Annotated in this window: 18 protein-coding genes and 1 pseudogene; 6 read left to right on the top strand and 13 right to left on the bottom strand. The window is 64.9% G+C overall.

What is annotated here, in order from left to right; genetic code table 11:
• Positions 1-45: 45 nt before the first annotated feature.
• From VEI45_RS25515 to VEI45_RS25475, 9 genes and pseudogenes are all read right to left on the bottom strand, one after another.
• The gene (locus tag VEI45_RS25515) at positions 46-375 is read right to left on the bottom strand and encodes a hypothetical protein (protein ID WP_324857477.1); all 330 of its coding nucleotides are present in this window, start codon (positions 373-375) and stop codon (positions 46-48) included.
• A 72-nt stretch (positions 376-447) separates the two neighbouring features.
• Positions 448-810: a hypothetical protein gene (locus VEI45_RS25510; protein WP_324857475.1), complete on the bottom strand. Its 363-nt coding sequence runs from the start codon at positions 808-810 to the stop codon at positions 448-450.
• A gap of 14 nt (positions 811-824) precedes the next feature.
• A complete protein-coding gene (locus tag VEI45_RS25505) occupies positions 825-1,754 on the bottom strand; it encodes a metallophosphoesterase family protein (protein ID WP_324857473.1) in 930 nt (309 codons plus the stop codon).
• Positions 1,751-2,209: a cupredoxin family copper-binding protein gene (locus tag VEI45_RS25500; RefSeq protein WP_324857471.1), complete on the bottom strand. Its 459-nt coding sequence runs from the start codon at positions 2,207-2,209 to the stop codon at positions 1,751-1,753. Before VEI45_RS25500 ends, VEI45_RS25505 begins: the two co-directional genes overlap by 4 nt.
• Before the next feature lie 69 nt (positions 2,210-2,278).
• Positions 2,279-2,986: a Rieske (2Fe-2S) protein gene (locus VEI45_RS25495; protein WP_324857469.1), complete on the bottom strand. Its 708-nt coding sequence runs from the start codon at positions 2,984-2,986 to the stop codon at positions 2,279-2,281.
• A complete protein-coding gene (locus VEI45_RS25490; protein ID WP_414687588.1) occupies positions 2,983-3,522 on the bottom strand; it encodes an RNA polymerase sigma factor in 540 nt (179 codons plus the stop codon). Before VEI45_RS25490 ends, VEI45_RS25495 begins: the two co-directional genes overlap by 4 nt.
• 165 nt (positions 3,523-3,687) lie before the next feature.
• Complete coding sequence (locus tag VEI45_RS25485) at positions 3,688-4,338, bottom strand: hypothetical protein (RefSeq protein ID WP_324857468.1); 651 nt, start codon at positions 4,336-4,338, stop codon at positions 3,688-3,690.
• A 281-nt stretch (positions 4,339-4,619) separates the two neighbouring features.
• Entirely contained in the window at positions 4,620-5,009 is a 390-nt protein-coding gene (locus VEI45_RS25480; protein WP_324857466.1) for a hypothetical protein, read from the bottom strand.
• Between the two features lie 79 nt (positions 5,010-5,088).
• A pseudogene (locus tag VEI45_RS25475) lies at positions 5,089-5,205 on the bottom strand (ADP-ribose pyrophosphatase); the annotation flags it as partial.
• A gap of 78 nt (positions 5,206-5,283) precedes the next feature.
• Between VEI45_RS25475 and VEI45_RS25470 the strand changes: the two are divergent.
• From VEI45_RS25470 to mmsB, 3 genes are read left to right on the top strand one after another with little or no spacing between them, the layout of a single operon-like run.
• Entirely contained in the window at positions 5,284-6,804 is a 1,521-nt protein-coding gene (locus VEI45_RS25470) for a CoA-acylating methylmalonate-semialdehyde dehydrogenase (protein WP_324857464.1), read from the top strand.
• A gap of 7 nt (positions 6,805-6,811) precedes the next feature.
• Positions 6,812-7,978, top strand: a complete 1,167-nt coding sequence (locus tag VEI45_RS25465) for an acyl-CoA dehydrogenase family protein (RefSeq protein ID WP_324857462.1) — start codon at positions 6,812-6,814, stop codon at positions 7,976-7,978.
• A 14-nt stretch (positions 7,979-7,992) separates the two neighbouring features.
• Entirely contained in the window at positions 7,993-8,868 is an 876-nt protein-coding gene (gene mmsB / locus VEI45_RS25460) for a 3-hydroxyisobutyrate dehydrogenase (protein ID WP_324857460.1), read from the top strand.
• Positions 8,869-8,870: 2 nt separating this feature from the next.
• Here the strand turns inward: mmsB and VEI45_RS25455 are convergent, their stop codons facing one another.
• Positions 8,871-9,467 carry a haloacid dehalogenase gene (locus VEI45_RS25455; protein WP_324857459.1) on the bottom strand — a complete coding sequence of 199 codons (597 nt, stop codon included), beginning with the start codon at positions 9,465-9,467 and terminating at the stop codon, positions 8,871-8,873.
• 99 nt (positions 9,468-9,566) lie between these two features.
• Here VEI45_RS25455 and VEI45_RS25450 point away from each other — a divergent pair, with 99 nt between their 5' ends.
• Positions 9,567-10,247 carry a response regulator transcription factor gene (locus VEI45_RS25450; RefSeq protein ID WP_324857457.1) on the top strand — a complete coding sequence of 227 codons (681 nt, stop codon included), beginning with the start codon at positions 9,567-9,569 and terminating at the stop codon, positions 10,245-10,247.
• The gene (locus VEI45_RS25445; RefSeq protein WP_324857455.1) at positions 10,244-11,488 is read left to right on the top strand and encodes a GAF domain-containing sensor histidine kinase; all 1,245 of its coding nucleotides are present in this window, start codon (positions 10,244-10,246) and stop codon (positions 11,486-11,488) included. The genes VEI45_RS25450 and VEI45_RS25445 overlap by 4 nt, the downstream gene beginning before the upstream one ends.
• A 9-nt stretch (positions 11,489-11,497) precedes the next feature.
• On the opposite strand, the gene VEI45_RS25440 is transcribed toward VEI45_RS25445, so the two are convergent.
• Complete coding sequence (locus VEI45_RS25440; RefSeq protein ID WP_324857454.1) at positions 11,498-12,004, bottom strand: MarR family transcriptional regulator; 507 nt, start codon at positions 12,002-12,004, stop codon at positions 11,498-11,500.
• A gap of 95 nt (positions 12,005-12,099) precedes the next feature.
• On the opposite strand from VEI45_RS25440, the gene VEI45_RS25435 reads away from it, so the two are divergent.
• Positions 12,100-12,240: a hypothetical protein gene (locus VEI45_RS25435; protein ID WP_324857452.1), complete on the top strand. Its 141-nt coding sequence runs from the start codon at positions 12,100-12,102 to the stop codon at positions 12,238-12,240.
• A 296-nt stretch (positions 12,241-12,536) separates the two neighbouring features.
• Here the strand turns inward: VEI45_RS25435 and VEI45_RS25430 are convergent, their stop codons facing one another.
• Positions 12,537-13,580 (bottom strand): pyridoxal phosphate-dependent aminotransferase, encoded by a 1,044-nt coding sequence (locus tag VEI45_RS25430; RefSeq protein ID WP_324857450.1) that lies wholly within the window; start codon positions 13,578-13,580, stop codon positions 12,537-12,539.
• On the bottom strand, positions 13,580-14,599 hold the full coding sequence (locus tag VEI45_RS25425) for a 3-oxoacyl-ACP synthase III family protein (RefSeq protein WP_324857448.1): 1,020 nt from the start codon (positions 14,597-14,599) through the stop codon (positions 13,580-13,582). The genes VEI45_RS25430 and VEI45_RS25425 overlap by 1 nt, the downstream gene beginning before the upstream one ends.
• Positions 14,600-14,601: the final 2 nt, after the last annotated feature.

Below are 14,601 nucleotides of genomic sequence, written 5' to 3'. Positions count from 1 at the left end.
GCACTGCCGGTCGAGAAAGCGCCACCGCTCGGTAACGAAGGCAGCTCAAGGCTTGAACCCCAGATCATGTAAGGCGTCTATGCAGCCACCTATCCAGTCGTTCGGGTTGGGGGGCTGCGGTCCTCCTTTTATCTCGAGTTGGCAGACCAGGTTGGTGTCGTAGCCCTGCTGCATCTCGTTCTTGAGGAAAATCTGATTCTTTGGAATCGAGTAAAAGTCATGTTCGGTGTTGTAGCCGTCCTGATACGACGGGCTGTGGCCGGGGGCCAGAGCGCAGTGGCCAGCGGGGCACTCCGGTCCCGCGTTAGCCAGCGACGCCGAGCCAATCGCAGCTGTGGCGATACTTGCCGCGAAAAAAGCCGTACGGAAAAGCATGCGTCCAACCCCTCTGTTTGACACTTCTGTGCACAGAGTACGCACCGACCTCAACCCGTAGCGCTGCCGACCTCACCTGCGGGCGCGCCGTCCCTCGACCAGATAAACCGCCCACAACGTGACGGTCAGCACTTCAGCGACGATGTCGACCGCCGCGTGCGGCGACGGCTGCCATCCTTGCTCGGAGAACCCGAAAAGCCCCACGGTGCGTGACAACGCGAACGCAACCAGTGAGCCGCCGGCCAGCATGGCCGCGGCCCACCGAAGCCATGCCGGCCCACCGAACAGGATCAGCGCCGCAACAGCGAACGAGACACTAGCCTGGACAACGAAAGCGGTGCCGATCGTCGGAATGTGCCGGTAGCCATGGATATAGAGATAGGCATGGCTGATTCCGCTGACGGCCAGCGCCACGGCGATACCGATTCTCGTCATAAGTCCAGCGAACCTCATTGCAGTGCCCGCTCTTTCAACGCAAGCGTATTTCGGCCTCGGGTGTAGCTGACCTCGCGGATACCCAGCGCGTCGCGCAGTTTTCCGGCCGGCAGGGTGACCGGTTTGGGCGCCGGGCCATTGCCGGGGTGAGGTAATGGATAGGCGGTCGTGGTTCCGCTGTAGAACATCACGTTGCCCTCAGTCTTGGAAAACACCTGGTGGACGTGACCGTTGAGACAAGTCACCGATGAGAAGCGGCGTAGATAGCTCAGCGCCTGGGCGGCATCGTCGGTGCCCCAACCCCAGTCCGGATACATTGCGAACAGCGGGATGTGGCTGAACACGATGATGGGAGTGTCACTGGTCAGCGACGCGACATCTTTTGCGACAAACTCGAGTTGGTCGACGCCCAGGTGCCCGAGCTTTTTCAAATTCAGCGTGTTCACCAGCGCGATCACATGCACACCGGCGATGTCCAAGCTGTACCACCCATCACCGCGGGTTCCCGCGCCGAACGCACTTCGGTACTTCTGGCCCGCGTCGTCGACCGAGTCGTGCTCGCCGGGCACCGTGAAAACGTACGGCGTGCGAAGTCCAGTCATCATCTGTTTGACCTGATCGAATTGGTCGGGAGTGGCCAGGTGGGTGAGATCGCCGGTGTGGATAACGAAATCGGGTACGTAACCGAGGTTGTTGATCCGATCGATCGCCTGGCTGAACGAGCCGGCGACATTCGAATTGGCCTTACCCAGGAACCCGATGTGGCTGTCGCTGATTTGAGCGAATCGCAGGGCGGGCCGGCCCGCAACCCGCGCGGCATCCGCGGTTCCGGCGACGTGGGAGACGACTTCACCGCCGACCACCGCGAGGCCGACGGCCGCGCCGAACCATGCGCTATGCCGGATGAGCTGGCGGCGGCTCATCGGGTGCGGAGCATCGGTCATTTCGTCACGACCACGGTGGCGTGCATGAACGGGTGAATCGAGCAGACGTAGTCGAATTTGCCTGCGGTCGGGAAGGTGTGGGAGTAGGTGCCCTGCGAACCCATCCCGGGCGAGTGAAACGACCCGTCACTGGCGGCCACCGTGTGGGGTTCTTCGTCGTGGTTGGTCCAGGTGACCGTGCTTCCCGCGGGGACGGTCAGCGTCGCGGGAACGAAGGCGAAGTTGTCGATGCTGACCGAGTTGCCGGCCACCGGCGCCGGCGATCCGGTCGCCGACGCCGTGGCACTCGCCGAAGCACCAGGCATCGACGGCATGCCACTCATGCCCGGCATTCCCGGCGTCGTCGCGCCCGACCCGAACGTCACCGACGGAGAAGTCTGCGGTGACTGCGACGAGCATCCCGCCAGCAGCACAACCGTCAGAGCAGCGGCCAGCAGAACCACACGTCCGGGCATAACGATGCACCTCCATCGTCGGCGAGAAACTACGCGTCGCCAACAGATAGGGCGGTGGGTTACACGCCGTTAAGCCGGCTGGTAGGGCTGTGGTGGGACGAATACCTCGATTGCGCCATCGCGTTCCCGAACCATCAACTTGGGCAACGGCTTTGGTGCGATCGGCAACTGATGCGTCAACACCTGACCGGCGGGCGAGAACGATGTTGAATGGCACGGGCAGCGCAACCGGTCGTCGGGCGCGTCGAACCACAACCGGCAGCCCTGATGCGTGCACACTCCCGACACGGCCTCGGGCTTGCCGTCGACACGTCGAACGAATCCGACGACCGAGCCGAGATCGAACGGGCGCATGACGCCGTCGGGCACCTCTGCGGTGGCCGCAACCCGCACCCAGCGTCCGGTGTTCGGGATGAGTTCGCCGGAACCGCTGTTGTTGGCGCCGTCAGCGACCTGCCCACTGTCGATCAGGGCTCGATCGATCGACACCGCCGCCACCGCGGCCGCCGCGGCAGCCGACGTGCCGACGATGACGACATGCCTGCGGGTAGCTCTGGGTTTGCCCACCGGCTGCGAAGTGCCATCCGCCTGTGCGGCAAGACGCTGGCGCAGGTCGGTGAGGAATTCCTCTCGCGGGGCATCGCTGCCCAGCCGCGCGGCCTGTAAGTCGATGGCCGTCCGGATCTGAGCGGCTTCGAAGTCGTCGGGCCGGAACGGCTTGGGACGACGACCACGCAACAGGTCGTCGACATACCTGCGCAACCCACGCGCGTTCATAATTCGCCCTTCTCGCTGACCTGTGCGGCCAGTCGCAATGCGCGATGCTGGAGCACCTTGGCATTGGCGACGCTAGCCCCGAGTTCGGCGGCCGACTCTTTGATCGAACGGCCTTGCAGGAAGCGCAGTTCCAAGATCCGCCGATAATTATCCGGTAGCCGCTCGAGAACCTCGGCCACCCGCTGGGGAGCGGTGCTGATCGCCTCCTCGCTGTCGGGCGGTTGCTCGATGTCGTCGATCGAGGTGATCTCGCGTCCCAGCGTCTCGCGCCAGTGCGCGGCCAGCACCGTTCGCGCGGTGGCCCGCAGGTAAGCACGTACCTCGCCGACGCTGGCCGTCAACCGCAGGGGTCGCAGCGCGGCCAGGAAGACTTCGGCGGTCAGGTCCTCGGCGTCGGCCCGATTGCCCACCCGGGCGAAGATCGTGCGATATACCCAGGTGGCGTTCTCCTGGTAGACCGCCTCCCAGTTCGGGTAGCCGCCGTCGGGCACCACCCGCAACGGCCGCGGGTGGACGGATTCGCCGTGTGCCGTCACATATCGCCTGCCTGTCCAGAGCGTGGCACCGCTGACAATAGTGCCGTATTACCGGTCCATAGCGGCTCGGGTTACACCGGGGCAGGTCAGGCCTTGATCGCCTCGACGAAGTAGCCGCGCGGCACGCCGGACACATCGGCGGGGACCGGTACACCAGCTGACCCGCTATAGGTTCGTTTGTTGGTGCTGGGGCGCGATGACGTTGGTCAGGTAGTCGATAGCGGGCTGTATCGGATAGGTGTAGTGGTCGGCGTTGCCTTGGGCGCCGAGGAACCTAAAGCCGTTGACGATTTCCTCCACTGTGCCAATGGGCACCTCCAGGTCCGCAGCGACCGCGACCACGTCCAGCACGGTGGCCTGTTGGACGACGTTGTAGATGGAGGTGCCGACTTTCCCTGGTGGCGCTTCTGCGGTCCACGGATTAGTGCCCACGGGACAGTTGGCGTATAACTCGGTTGCGCCATGGTCGCTGGTGGTGGTGTTGACGAAGTCCAGCCACCAGCTCGGGGTCTGCGCCGCGGTGAGGCAGTCCGGCCCTGAGATGCCGCCGGTCACAAAGCCGTCGATCTTTCCCGGCATGGGCCAGCGGGCCCATGCGTTCCCGTTCGCGATGCCCGGGGATCTGCACGGGTTTCCGAACGTGATGCCACCTACGACCCGGTTCTGCAGGTTGTTCGGGATGATGAAGTCGCGCAGAAAGTGACTGGCGCAGATCGCCCCTTGGCTGTAGCCGAACGGGAACAGCAGGTTGTTCGGGTGGACCTGCGTGGCGAGACGGATGCCTTCGTTGTAGCCGGCATCGACACTCGGGCCCATTGGATAGAGTTGGGCCGGCCAATTTCCCACAGGCTGGAAATAGAAGGTGCTCGGAAAGGCTTTCGCCACAACGGTTGCTACCGATGCGGGTTGGGGCGGCGTGGTGTTCCACATGTCTGAGCCGGTCCCCTGCCAGCACAGCAGTATTATCGGCAGGTCACCGGAGACACTACGGTCGTGCCGTCGACGCTTTCGGCAACGTCGTCTGCGGGTGTCGGACATTTACTCTCCTCCTTGGTTACCGGCCATGGCGGGACGCATTCCAGACGTAGCCCTGTAGGTCAGTCAGCCTTCTGCCAGGGCTGGCAGCTATGCGTCAAGAACGCCTTGTCACTCGGCCGGATCACCACTACCTGAGGACCAGTGCTGATGTTGCTATCGATGATGTGGGTTTCATTGAGACTATTCAGCCTCGCCCAATAGCAATCGGATGCTCCTTCAGGGCTAGCATCGGCCGAGCGATAGGTGCCCTGCACGATGTCAATGCCGACTCGGTACGTGCCATCGGTTTCCATGGTCGTTTTGGGGACGGATGGTGGCGGCGGGGCGGTCATCGTCACTGTTTTCGTGATTTCCAGTGTGGATGTCAGCGTCACCGCTGTCTGGCTTGACCCGCCACAACCTGCGAGAACTATCGCCGCTCCAGCGATAACAGTTGCCTTCCCCTGCATTGAAGGAGGGTAAGCACGGACTGCAAGCCTTGGCCAGCGGCGAATCCATAGGTAGCCGCGCCACACCCACATCGGCATGTCAATTAGCCTGCGGGACGAGCAAAAACAGCGCCCACGCCGCGATCGACTGCGCATCGGTGATCTCGCCCCCGACGATCATCCGCTCCACCTCGCTTCGGGCGAACCAGGCGGGGTGGCTTGCCACAGCGCGAGCCATTTACTAGGATGTCCTAGTAACCCATCTTTCTTCCGTCGCGCGCATCCGAGGGCATTCATGACCGCACACATCTCGCATTTCATCGATGGCAAACGCACGGCCGGGCAGTCCGGTCGCACTGCCGAAGTGTTCGACCCCTGCACCGGCCAGGTGCAGTCGCTGGTACCCATGGGCAGCAAGAACGAGGTGGATGCCGCAGTGGCCTCGGCGGCGCGCGCGCAACAGGAGTGGGCGGCGTTCAATCCGCAGCGCCGGGCGCGGGTGATGATGCGCTTTGTCGAGTTGGTCAACGAGCATGTCGACGAGATCGCCGAGATGCTGTCGTTGGAGCACGGCAAGACGCTGGCCGATTCCCGCGGTGACATTCAGCGCGGTATCGAGGTGATCGAGTTTTGTATCGGCATCCCGCATCTGCTCAAGGGCGAATACAGCGAGGGCGCCGGCCCGGGCATCGACGTGTATTCGTTGCGTCAGCCGTTGGGGGTGGTGGCTGGTATCACGCCGTTCAACTTCCCGGCGATGATTCCGTTGTGGAAGGCCGGTCCGGCTCTGGCGTGTGGAAATGCGTTCGTGCTCAAGCCTTCTGAACGGGACCCGTCGGTGCCGGTGCGGCTGGCCGAGTTGTTCATCGAGGCCGGTCTGCCGCCGGGCGCATTTCAGGTGGTGCACGGCGACAAAGAGGCCGTCGACGCGATCCTGACTCACCCGGACATTGCCGCCGTCGGGTTTGTCGGCAGTTCGGATATCGCGCAGTACATCTATTCGACGGCGACCAGCACCGGCAAGCGCGCGCAGTGCTTCGGTGGGGCGAAAAATCACATGATCGTGATGCCCGACGCCGATCTGGATAAGGCAGTCGACGCGCTGATCGGTGCCGGCTATGGCAGCGCCGGGGAGCGGTGCATGGCGATTTCCGTGGCGGTGCCGGTCGGTGAGCAGACCGCGGATCGGTTGCGCGCCAGGCTGGTTGAGCGGATCAACAACCTGCGGGTGGGCCACAGCCTGGACCCCAAGGCCGACTACGGACCGCTGGTCACCGAGGCCGCCCTGGCCCGGGTGCGTGATTACATCGGCCAGGGTGTGGCTGCCGGCGCCGATATCGTCGTCGACGGCCGCGAACGCACCAGCGATGACCTGGCCTACGGCGACGCGAACCTGGAGCACGGCTTCTTCATCGGCCCCACGCTGTTCGACCACGTCACCCCCGACATGTCGATCTACACCGACGAGATCTTCGGTCCAGTGCTGGTCATGGTGCGGGCGCATGACTACGAAGAGGCGTTGCGGCTGCCCAGCGAACACGAATACGGCAACGGCGTGGCGCTATTCACCCGCGACGGCGACACCGCACGTGATTTCGTCTCCCGGGTGCAGGTCGGCATGGTCGGCGTCAACGTGCCCATCCCAGTTCCGGTGGCCTACCACACCTTTGGCGGCTGGAAGCGCTCCGGCTTCGGTGACCTCAACCAGCACGGGCCGGCGTCGATCCAGTTCTACACCAAGGTCAAGACCGTTACGTCGCGCTGGCCGTCTGGCATCAAGGACGGCGCCGAATTCGTCATCCCGACGATGAAGTAGCCCATCGATGCAGTTCTTCACCCTTGACGACGACGAGCGGGTCATTACCGAGACGACAGCCGCATTCGCGGCCAAACGCCTCGCCCCCTACGCCCTGGAATGGGATGCGACGCATCACTTTCCGGTGGATGAGCTGCGCGAGGCAGCCGGGCTCGGCATCGCGGCGATCTACTGTCGCGATGACGTGGGCGGCAGTGCACTGCGGCGTCTGGACGGGGTGCGGATCTTCGAACAGCTGGCCATGGCCTGCCCGACGGTTGCCGCGTTCCTGTCGATCCACAACATGTGCGCCTGGATGATCGACGCGTTCGGCACGGCTGAACAGCGCAAGGATTGGGTGCCGCGGCTGGCCTCGATGGATGTCATTGCCAGCTATTGCCTGACCGAGCCGGGAGCCGGCTCGGATGCCGGCGCGTTGAGCACGCGGGCGGTCAGGCAGGGTAACGACTACGTGCTCAACGGCGTCAAGCAGTTCATTTCCGGGGCGGGCGCCTCCGACGTTTACGTGGTGATGGCCCGCACCGGAACCGACGGCCCGCGCGGGATATCGGCGTTCATCGTCGAAAAAGACAGCTCAGGGCTGAGTTTCGGTGCGCACGAGCAGAAGATGGGCTGGAACGCGCAGCCGACGGCACAGGTGGTGTTCGACGGGGTGCGGGTGCCCGCCGATGCGATGTTGGGCGGTGCGGAGGGTGAAGGCACCGGCTTCGGCATCGCCATGAACGGCCTCAACGGTGGCCGGATCAACATCGCGGCGTGCTCGCTGGGTGGGGCGCAGGCCGCGTTCGACAAGGCGGCGTCCTATCTTTCCCACCGGGAGGCGTTCGGGGCCGCATTGCTCGACGAGCCGACCATCCGGTTCACTCTTGCCGATATGGCCACCGCGCTGGAGTCCTCGCGAATGTTGTTGTGGCGGGCAGCGACCGCACTCGATAGTGACGCCGCCGACAAAGTCGAGCTGTGCGCGATGGCGAAGCGATACGTCACCGACGCGTGCTATGACGTCGCGGACAAGGCCCTGCAGTTGCACGGTGGTTACGGGTATCTGCGCGAGTACGGTCTGGAGAAGATCGTGCGGGATCTACGGGTGCACCGCATCCTGGAGGGAACCAACGAAATCATGCGGGTGGTCATCGGCCGAGCCGAGGCCGCACGGGTGCGCGCCAGCGCGTAGGAAGGCCAGAGCAGATGTCCACGGTCGCGTTTTTGGGGCTGGGCCACATGGGTGGTCCGATGTCGAAGAACCTGGTCGCCGCCGGCCACACCGTGCAGGGCTTTGACCCGGTGCCCGCTGCCGCCGTCTCCGCCGCGGACAACGGTGTCGTGGTGTCAGACAGCGGAACCGCCGCGGTGGCCGGCGCCGACGTCGTCATCACGATGCTGCCGCACGGCGATGCGGTCAAGCGCTGCTACGCCGAAATCCTGCCCGCTGCAAGCCCAGGCGCGCTGTTCATCGACAGCTCAACAATTTCTGTCGATGACGCTCGCGAAGCCCACGCATCGGCGGCCTCGCACGGGTTGGCTCAGCTCGACGCGCCAGTCTCCGGTGGAGTGAAAGGCGCCGTCGCCGGCACCCTGGCATTCATGGTCGGCGGCGAGGACGACGCGCTGAAACGGGCGCGGCCGGTGCTGGAACCGATGGCGGGCAAGATTATTCATTGCGGAGGGGCCGGCGCCGGCCAGGCCGCCAAAGTGTGCAACAACATGGTGCTTGCCGTGCAGCAGATCGCGATCGGCGAGGCGTTCGTGTTGGCCGAGAAGCTTGGGCTATCGGCGCAGTCGCTGTTCGACGTCATCACCGGCGCGACCGGAAACTGCTGGGCAGTGCACACCAACTGCCCGGTGCCCGGCCCGGTGCCGACATCACCGGCCAACCACGACTTCCGGCCGGGCTTCGCGACCGCGCTGATGAACAAGGACCTGGGGCTTGCGATGGACGCGGTCAACTCGACAGGTTCGGCGGCGCCGCTGGGCAGTCACGCAGCCGAGATCTATGCCAAGTTCGCAGCGGCCAACGCCGACAAAGACTTCAGCGCCGTCATCGAGATGATCCGTGGCAGCTAAAGTTAGGCAACTCGGCAGCGCTGCTTGGCAATCCACCAACGTCGGTGGGCTTGCTGGCAGCCGGCCGCCAGCAGTGGATCCGCACCGTCGTAGCCGGCGCGAACCTCCGCGGCGCCGCGGAACTGGTGGTCGGCGGTGTAACCGGTGGTGACGACCACCGCGGGCAATTCGGCAGATACGGCAGCGCGCATTCCACGCCCCGATCCGGCGATCGCCAGCGCGTTCCGGCGCGTTATTCCCATCTCCCACAACGCCAGCCGATACAGCTCGGCGTCGCACTGGGACCCGGCGTGAATTTCGGGTAGGTCCTCGACGGTCACGATCGTCTCGATCAGGCCGTCACCGATCAACTGCCGCACCAGCGTCTCTGCCCACACCCGGGGCCGAGTGCTCACCACCCCGACCCATATACCCGCAACGAACAAACTCATCACCGCATCAACGAGACCGTCCTGGGGCGTGATGTCACCGTCGCGTTCGATATCGGCCAGCGCGGAATCGGCGTCGAAAATCACCGCGCGCAGGATATCGGCTTCGACCGGAGGCTCCCGATCCCACCAAAAGGTCCGGGCTGGACGAGTCTGACCCGTGGCTCGCACGCCCACAGTTTGCATGTCAGCTACCCCCTTGGCTTCCCCCATTAGGGGGATTGGCATGGCCAACCGCCCAGGGACGATGCAGAGTCCTAGGGTGTTGCCATGGCGGCTTTGCACACCGGGTCTGCTAGTACGCCGGTGCGTCTTGTCCTGGTCGATGACCACGAGATGGTCATCGAGGGACTCAAGGCGATGCTGGCGGCGTTCAAAGATCGGGTGCAGGTGGTCGGCCAGGCGGTGGGCGCCGACCGGGCGGTCAGCGTCGTCGACGAGCTGCAGCCCGACATCGTGCTGTGCGACGTGCGTATGCAGGGCTTCAGCGGGTTAGACCTGTGCAAGGTGCTGCGCGAGCACGACCCTGACCGCAAGGTCGTCATGCTGTCGGTTTACGACGATGAGCAGTACCTGTTCCAGGCCTTGCGGGTGGGCGCGAGCGGCTATCTGCTCAAAAGCATCAACAGCGACGATTTGGTGCGCTTGCTCGAATCCGTGCACAACGGCGAAACCGTGATCGACCCTGGGATGGCGGCCCGGGCGGCGGACACCGCCGCCCGCATGCAGCGTGACGAATTCTGGCCGGGCGCCCGGCAGGGGTTGACGCAACGCGAGAGCGAAATCCTGTCCTACATGGTCAACGGGCTGTCCAACCGCGGCATCGCCAACAAGCTCGTCATCGGTGAGGAAACCGTCAAAAGCCACCTGCGATCGATCTACCGCAAGCTCGGGGTCAGCGACCGGACCGGCGCGGTGGCCACTGCGCTGCGCGAGGGCATTTACCAATGACCGCACGGCAACCGGCAGCACCCGATAACGGCGCCCGCGGCTCACATGCGGTACGTGATCTGGTCGACACCGACCGTGAGCTGGCGCTGCTGCGCGAGCTCATCCAGGCCGCCTCGAGCGGCCCTGGAGTGGAACCGTTGGCGGCCGCCGCAGCGCGGATGATCACCGCGGCCACCGGGACCGACGTGTGCTTCGTGCACGTGCTCGACGACACTGACCGCTCACTGACCCTTGCCGGTGCGACACCGCCTTTCGACGGCCAGGTGGGAAAGATTCGCCTGCCGCTAGGATCCGGCGTTTCCGGCTGGGTGGCCACACACCGAGAGCCCGTCGTCATCACGCACGACAAGGAAGCCGACCCACGCTACTTGCCGATCGAATCGCTACGCGGACGCGACTTCACCTCGATGGTGTCCGTGCCGATGGAAACCGACCCGGGCGGGCTGGTCGGCGTGCTCAACGTGCATACGGTCGCGCGCCGCGAGTTCACCGAGGGGGACGTCGAACTCCTCCGGGTCATCGGCCGGCTGATCGCCGGGGCCATGCACCAGGCCCGGTTGCATCGACAGCTGGTTGCCAGGGAGCGGGCACACGAGCTGTTCGTCGAGCAGGTGATCGAGGCCCAGGAAATCGAACGCCGCCGGCTCGCCGGCGATATCCACGACGGCATTTCCCAGCGCCTCATCACGTTGTCGTACCGGCTCGACGCCGCCGCACGAGCCGTCAGCGACGATCCGGCGGAAGCCTCGCAGCAACTCGACGAGGCCAGGGAACTCGCCGGGTTGACGTTGCAGGAGGCCCGAGCTGCGATCAGCGGGCTGCGCCCGCCGGTTCTCGACGACTTGGGCCTGGCCGGTGGGCTGGCCAGTCTGGCCCGATCGATTCCGCACCTGGACATGGAGCTTGAACTGGCCGATGTCCGGCTGCCCGAGCACATCGAGCTCGCGCTCTACCGCATCGCACAAGAGGGCCTGCAGAACATCGTCAAACATGCCAACGCATCGGTGGCTCGGCTGCGATTCAGGGTAGACGACGACACCGCGCGACTCGAAATCGTCGATAATGGAATAGGTTTCGATACTTTCGAGAATCCACTCGGTGGCGATGAGATGGGCGGCTACGGTGTGCTGTCGATGGCGGAGCGCGCCGAGCTGGTCGGGGGCAGGTTGAACATCCGGTCGCGGCCCGGCGCCGGGACAGCCGTCACCGCGACGATTCCGGTGCCCTCGACCGTCGAATAGGCCTAACGGTCAGAAATCCCCGGCGTTGTGCCGCAGCGTTTCGATCGACGACACCAGCGCCTGCGATTCACCCTCGGACATCCCGATATCGCAGAACACCTGCTCGTTGAGCGTGACAGTGGCGTCCTCGACGGTCGAGCGGCCCAGGTCGGTGATCTGCACTAGCGTGGTTCGCCCGTCGGTAGGGTGCGGGACGCGTTGCACCAAACTGTTGGCTTCCAGCCGGCGGATGGCATGGGTGACGCTGGTGACGTGTACCTGCAGCCGATCGGACGCCTTGGTGATCGGCAATGCGCCACTGCGGCTGAACGCCAACAGACGCAGCAATTCGAACCGAGAAAAGCTCAGATCATAGGGGCGCAAAGCGGTTTCGACGCGGGCGAGCAGGATCTGGTGGGCCCGCATCACCGACGTCACCGCGACCATCCCCTGCGCGACTTCACCCCATCCGGCGCGTTCCCAGTTGGCCCGCGCGGCAGCGATCGGATCGCGGTTGTCGGGGTGCGAGGCGGCCACGCCCTTTTCTTACCGCACTTTCGCGTGCGATCAGGACCGCATGCGATCATTCTTTCCCCACGCCGCGAAATTGCGAACGCTACGGCGCTGGCCGGATGATCCGATACCAGGATGCGGCGGACCCCGACCGGCTGGCGATCGCGATTGCCGAGGAATTATCGGCGCAGACGCGGTTTCACCCCGTCGAAACAGACGGGGCGATACGTGCGGCCGGGTTGCTCGCCGAAATGCTCTGACCCCGACTGCGGGGACGGCTCGGAAGAACTAGGGGGTCGCCGGGTGCGGTGAGCGGGCCGTCGGCGCAACGGTCAAGTTGGTGACCGCGGCGCTGGCCGCCACCCCGGGAGCCACCTCCCAACGGCAGGCGACACCGCTATCGCCACCTCCGGCACGGGGGACCTCGCGATCGCCATCGGCAATGGCGCCGACGCCGCCACCCAAGGCGGCATCTTTGACTCTGCATTCGCCAACGGCACCAACAGCACCGCCAAATCCGCCCTGGGCAACTTTGACTCTGGGCCCGTGGCGGGGTTTAGGCCAGCGACTTTTCGACCGCGGACAGCACCGCCAGCGTCGACGGCAGGTCGCCGACGGTAATTCGGGCGCCACCATCGGGGTAGTGGCGGACCTGCACCCCGCTCTTGGCAAACACCTCGCGCCACGGCGGATGCCCCGCGGGCAGGTAGACGAAGTTGGCGTGCGAGTCCGTGGTGTAAATACCCATCGCCATCAACCGCAGCCGCAGATGGTTGCGCTCAGAGGAGATCCGGCGAATGCGCTGCACAAGCTGGGCTTCGGCGTCGTAGGAGGCCGCCACCGCCGTCGCACTGAGATTGCTCATCCCAAACGGCAATTGCATGGTCCACAGCATGCTCGCCAGCTCGGGCGATGCGAAGGCGTACCCGATCCGCAACCCGGCAAGTCCATAGGCTTTGGAGAAGGTCCGCAGCACAACCACATTCGGGAAGCGCCGGATCAGATCTGGTCCGTCGATGCGGTGCCGGGAAGCCACGAACTCGATGTATGCCTCGTCAAGCAACACAATCGCGTCGCTCGGGATCTGCCTGAGGAACCACTCGACAGCCGAGACGGACTCGAGCGTGCCGGTGGGATTGTGGGGTCGGCACAGCACCACCACACGCGCGTCGGTGGCGGCGTCAGCCATTGCCGCGAGGTCGTGATGGCCGTACTGGTTGAGCGGGACGGTGATAGGAGTCAGCCGGGCCATTCGGGCGAAGATCGGGTAACCGTCGAAAGTTGGCTGGCTCATCACAATCCGCTGACCGGGTCGGGTGACCGCATGCAGAACCTGCATCACCACGCCCGACGCCCCCGGCCCGAGCACTACCTGCTCCTCGCCGACACCGACTCGGTCCGCGACCAACCGCCGCAACTGCTCGGGCAGAAACTCCGGATAGCGGTTGGCCATATCGATGCAGTGCACCAGCGCCGACCGCACCGCCGGCAGCGGCGGAAACGGACTCTCGTTGAGCGACAACGCGAGTGGGTCAACCGCCTGCGGCAGGGTGGCGAGGATCTCCGCGGTCACCGAACTCCCGTGCGCCGGCTCGGCCATCAGGCACGCCCGCCCCAGCGGATCGCTGCCGCGCCGGCGAAGTCGCCAGCGTGCGCGAACGCGGCCATCATGACCGTCTCGCCGGCCTCGACCTGACCCTCAGAGATGGCACGATCCAGGTTGAGCGGAATCCCGGCACCGAACAGGTTGCCGCACTCGTCGTAGGTGTCGAGGTGTCTGGATTCGGGCACCTCGAGCGCCTCGCGCCAATTGCGGAGGAAAATCCGGTTGGGCTGATTGGTGACGAGCAGGTCAATGTCTTTTGACTTCAGCCCGATTCGGTCACACACCGCCAGCGCCACCTCGGGAACCTGACGGTTGCCGCGGGCCAGCACCTTGGCGATCTTGGTTTCGGTGAACCCGATGCAGCCCTCGCCGGGCCCGGGCTGCCACCACTTGCGCGGCGGGTCGATGGCGAGCGTCATGTCGCCGGCGTATTCACCGTAGGTGCGGCATTCGATGTCGAGGATGGGCGATTGGGTGGACAGCGCGACGAGGCCGGCCGCGGCGCCGTCGCCGGGAATCGACGCTTGCGCCTTGCGGCGCACCCCGGGCTGGTCGAAGACCTGCCCGGCCGCATTCTGCGCGATCGCGATCAGCGCCGTGCGACCCTCGCCCGATGCCAGCAGTCGACGGGCCACGTTGAGCGCCAATACAAACGCTGCGCATCCGCCGTTATGCAGATCCAGTACCCAGGACGGGCGCATGCCCAACCGGTGCGCGATCCCGCCGCCCCCGCCGTAGAACGGCATGTCCGGCATCTGGGTGTGGGTGATCAAGATGTCGACATTTTCGATGACGTCGCGTCCATGCCGCTCGATCAGTCCCTGCACCGCCCGCTCGACCATGTCGGTCGCGGTCTCGTCGGGTCCGACGTGATGGCGGAATGTCGGCGCACGGAACATGACGTTGTCCCGTAGTTCGTCGGATTCGGCGAATTGCGCGTAGTAGTCGGCGCCTATCGGTTCGCCGGGCAGATAGCTGGAGACGTCGATGAGGCTTACTGCTGGCTGACTCACGA

The sequence above is a fragment of the Mycobacterium sp. genome (genome assembly GCF_035623875.1).
GTDB lineage: Bacteria > Actinomycetota > Actinomycetes > Mycobacteriales > Mycobacteriaceae > Mycobacterium.
The sequence above is the reverse complement of the archived record's forward strand: the minus strand, read 5'-3'. Positions and strand labels throughout refer to the sequence as shown.

Excerpts from the sequence above, each read along its gene's own strand:
- VEI45_RS25510 (WP_324857475.1), bottom strand. The coding sequence starts at position 810 with ATGACGAGAATCGGTATCGCCGTGGCGCTGGCCGTCAGCGGAATCAGC.
- VEI45_RS25515 (WP_324857477.1), bottom strand. The coding sequence starts at position 375 with ATGCTTTTCCGTACGGCTTTTTTCGCGGCAAGTATCGCCACAGCTGCG.
- mmsB (WP_324857460.1), top strand. The coding sequence starts at position 7,993 with ATGTCCACGGTCGCGTTTTTGGGGCTGGGCCACATGGGTGGTCCGATG.
- VEI45_RS25465 (WP_324857462.1), top strand. The coding sequence starts at position 6,812 with ATGCAGTTCTTCACCCTTGACGACGACGAGCGGGTCATTACCGAGACG.
- VEI45_RS25445 (WP_324857455.1), top strand. The coding sequence starts at position 10,244 with ATGACCGCACGGCAACCGGCAGCACCCGATAACGGCGCCCGCGGCTCA.
- VEI45_RS25435 (WP_324857452.1), top strand. The coding sequence starts at position 12,100 with ATGATCCGATACCAGGATGCGGCGGACCCCGACCGGCTGGCGATCGCG.
- VEI45_RS25430 (WP_324857450.1), bottom strand. The coding sequence starts at position 13,580 with ATGGCCGAGCCGGCGCACGGGAGTTCGGTGACCGCGGAGATCCTCGCC.
- VEI45_RS25505 (WP_324857473.1), bottom strand. The coding sequence starts at position 1,754 with ATGACCGATGCTCCGCACCCGATGAGCCGCCGCCAGCTCATCCGGCAT.
- VEI45_RS25500 (WP_324857471.1), bottom strand. The coding sequence starts at position 2,209 with ATGCCCGGACGTGTGGTTCTGCTGGCCGCTGCTCTGACGGTTGTGCTG.
- VEI45_RS25485 (WP_324857468.1), bottom strand. The coding sequence starts at position 4,338 with ATGGGCCCGAGTGTCGATGCCGGCTACAACGAAGGCATCCGTCTCGCC.
- VEI45_RS25480 (WP_324857466.1), bottom strand. The coding sequence starts at position 5,009 with ATGCAGGGGAAGGCAACTGTTATCGCTGGAGCGGCGATAGTTCTCGCA.
- VEI45_RS25450 (WP_324857457.1), top strand. The coding sequence starts at position 9,567 with ATGGCGGCTTTGCACACCGGGTCTGCTAGTACGCCGGTGCGTCTTGTC.
- VEI45_RS25495 (WP_324857469.1), bottom strand. The coding sequence starts at position 2,986 with ATGAACGCGCGTGGGTTGCGCAGGTATGTCGACGACCTGTTGCGTGGT.
- VEI45_RS25470 (WP_324857464.1), top strand. The coding sequence starts at position 5,284 with ATGACCGCACACATCTCGCATTTCATCGATGGCAAACGCACGGCCGGG.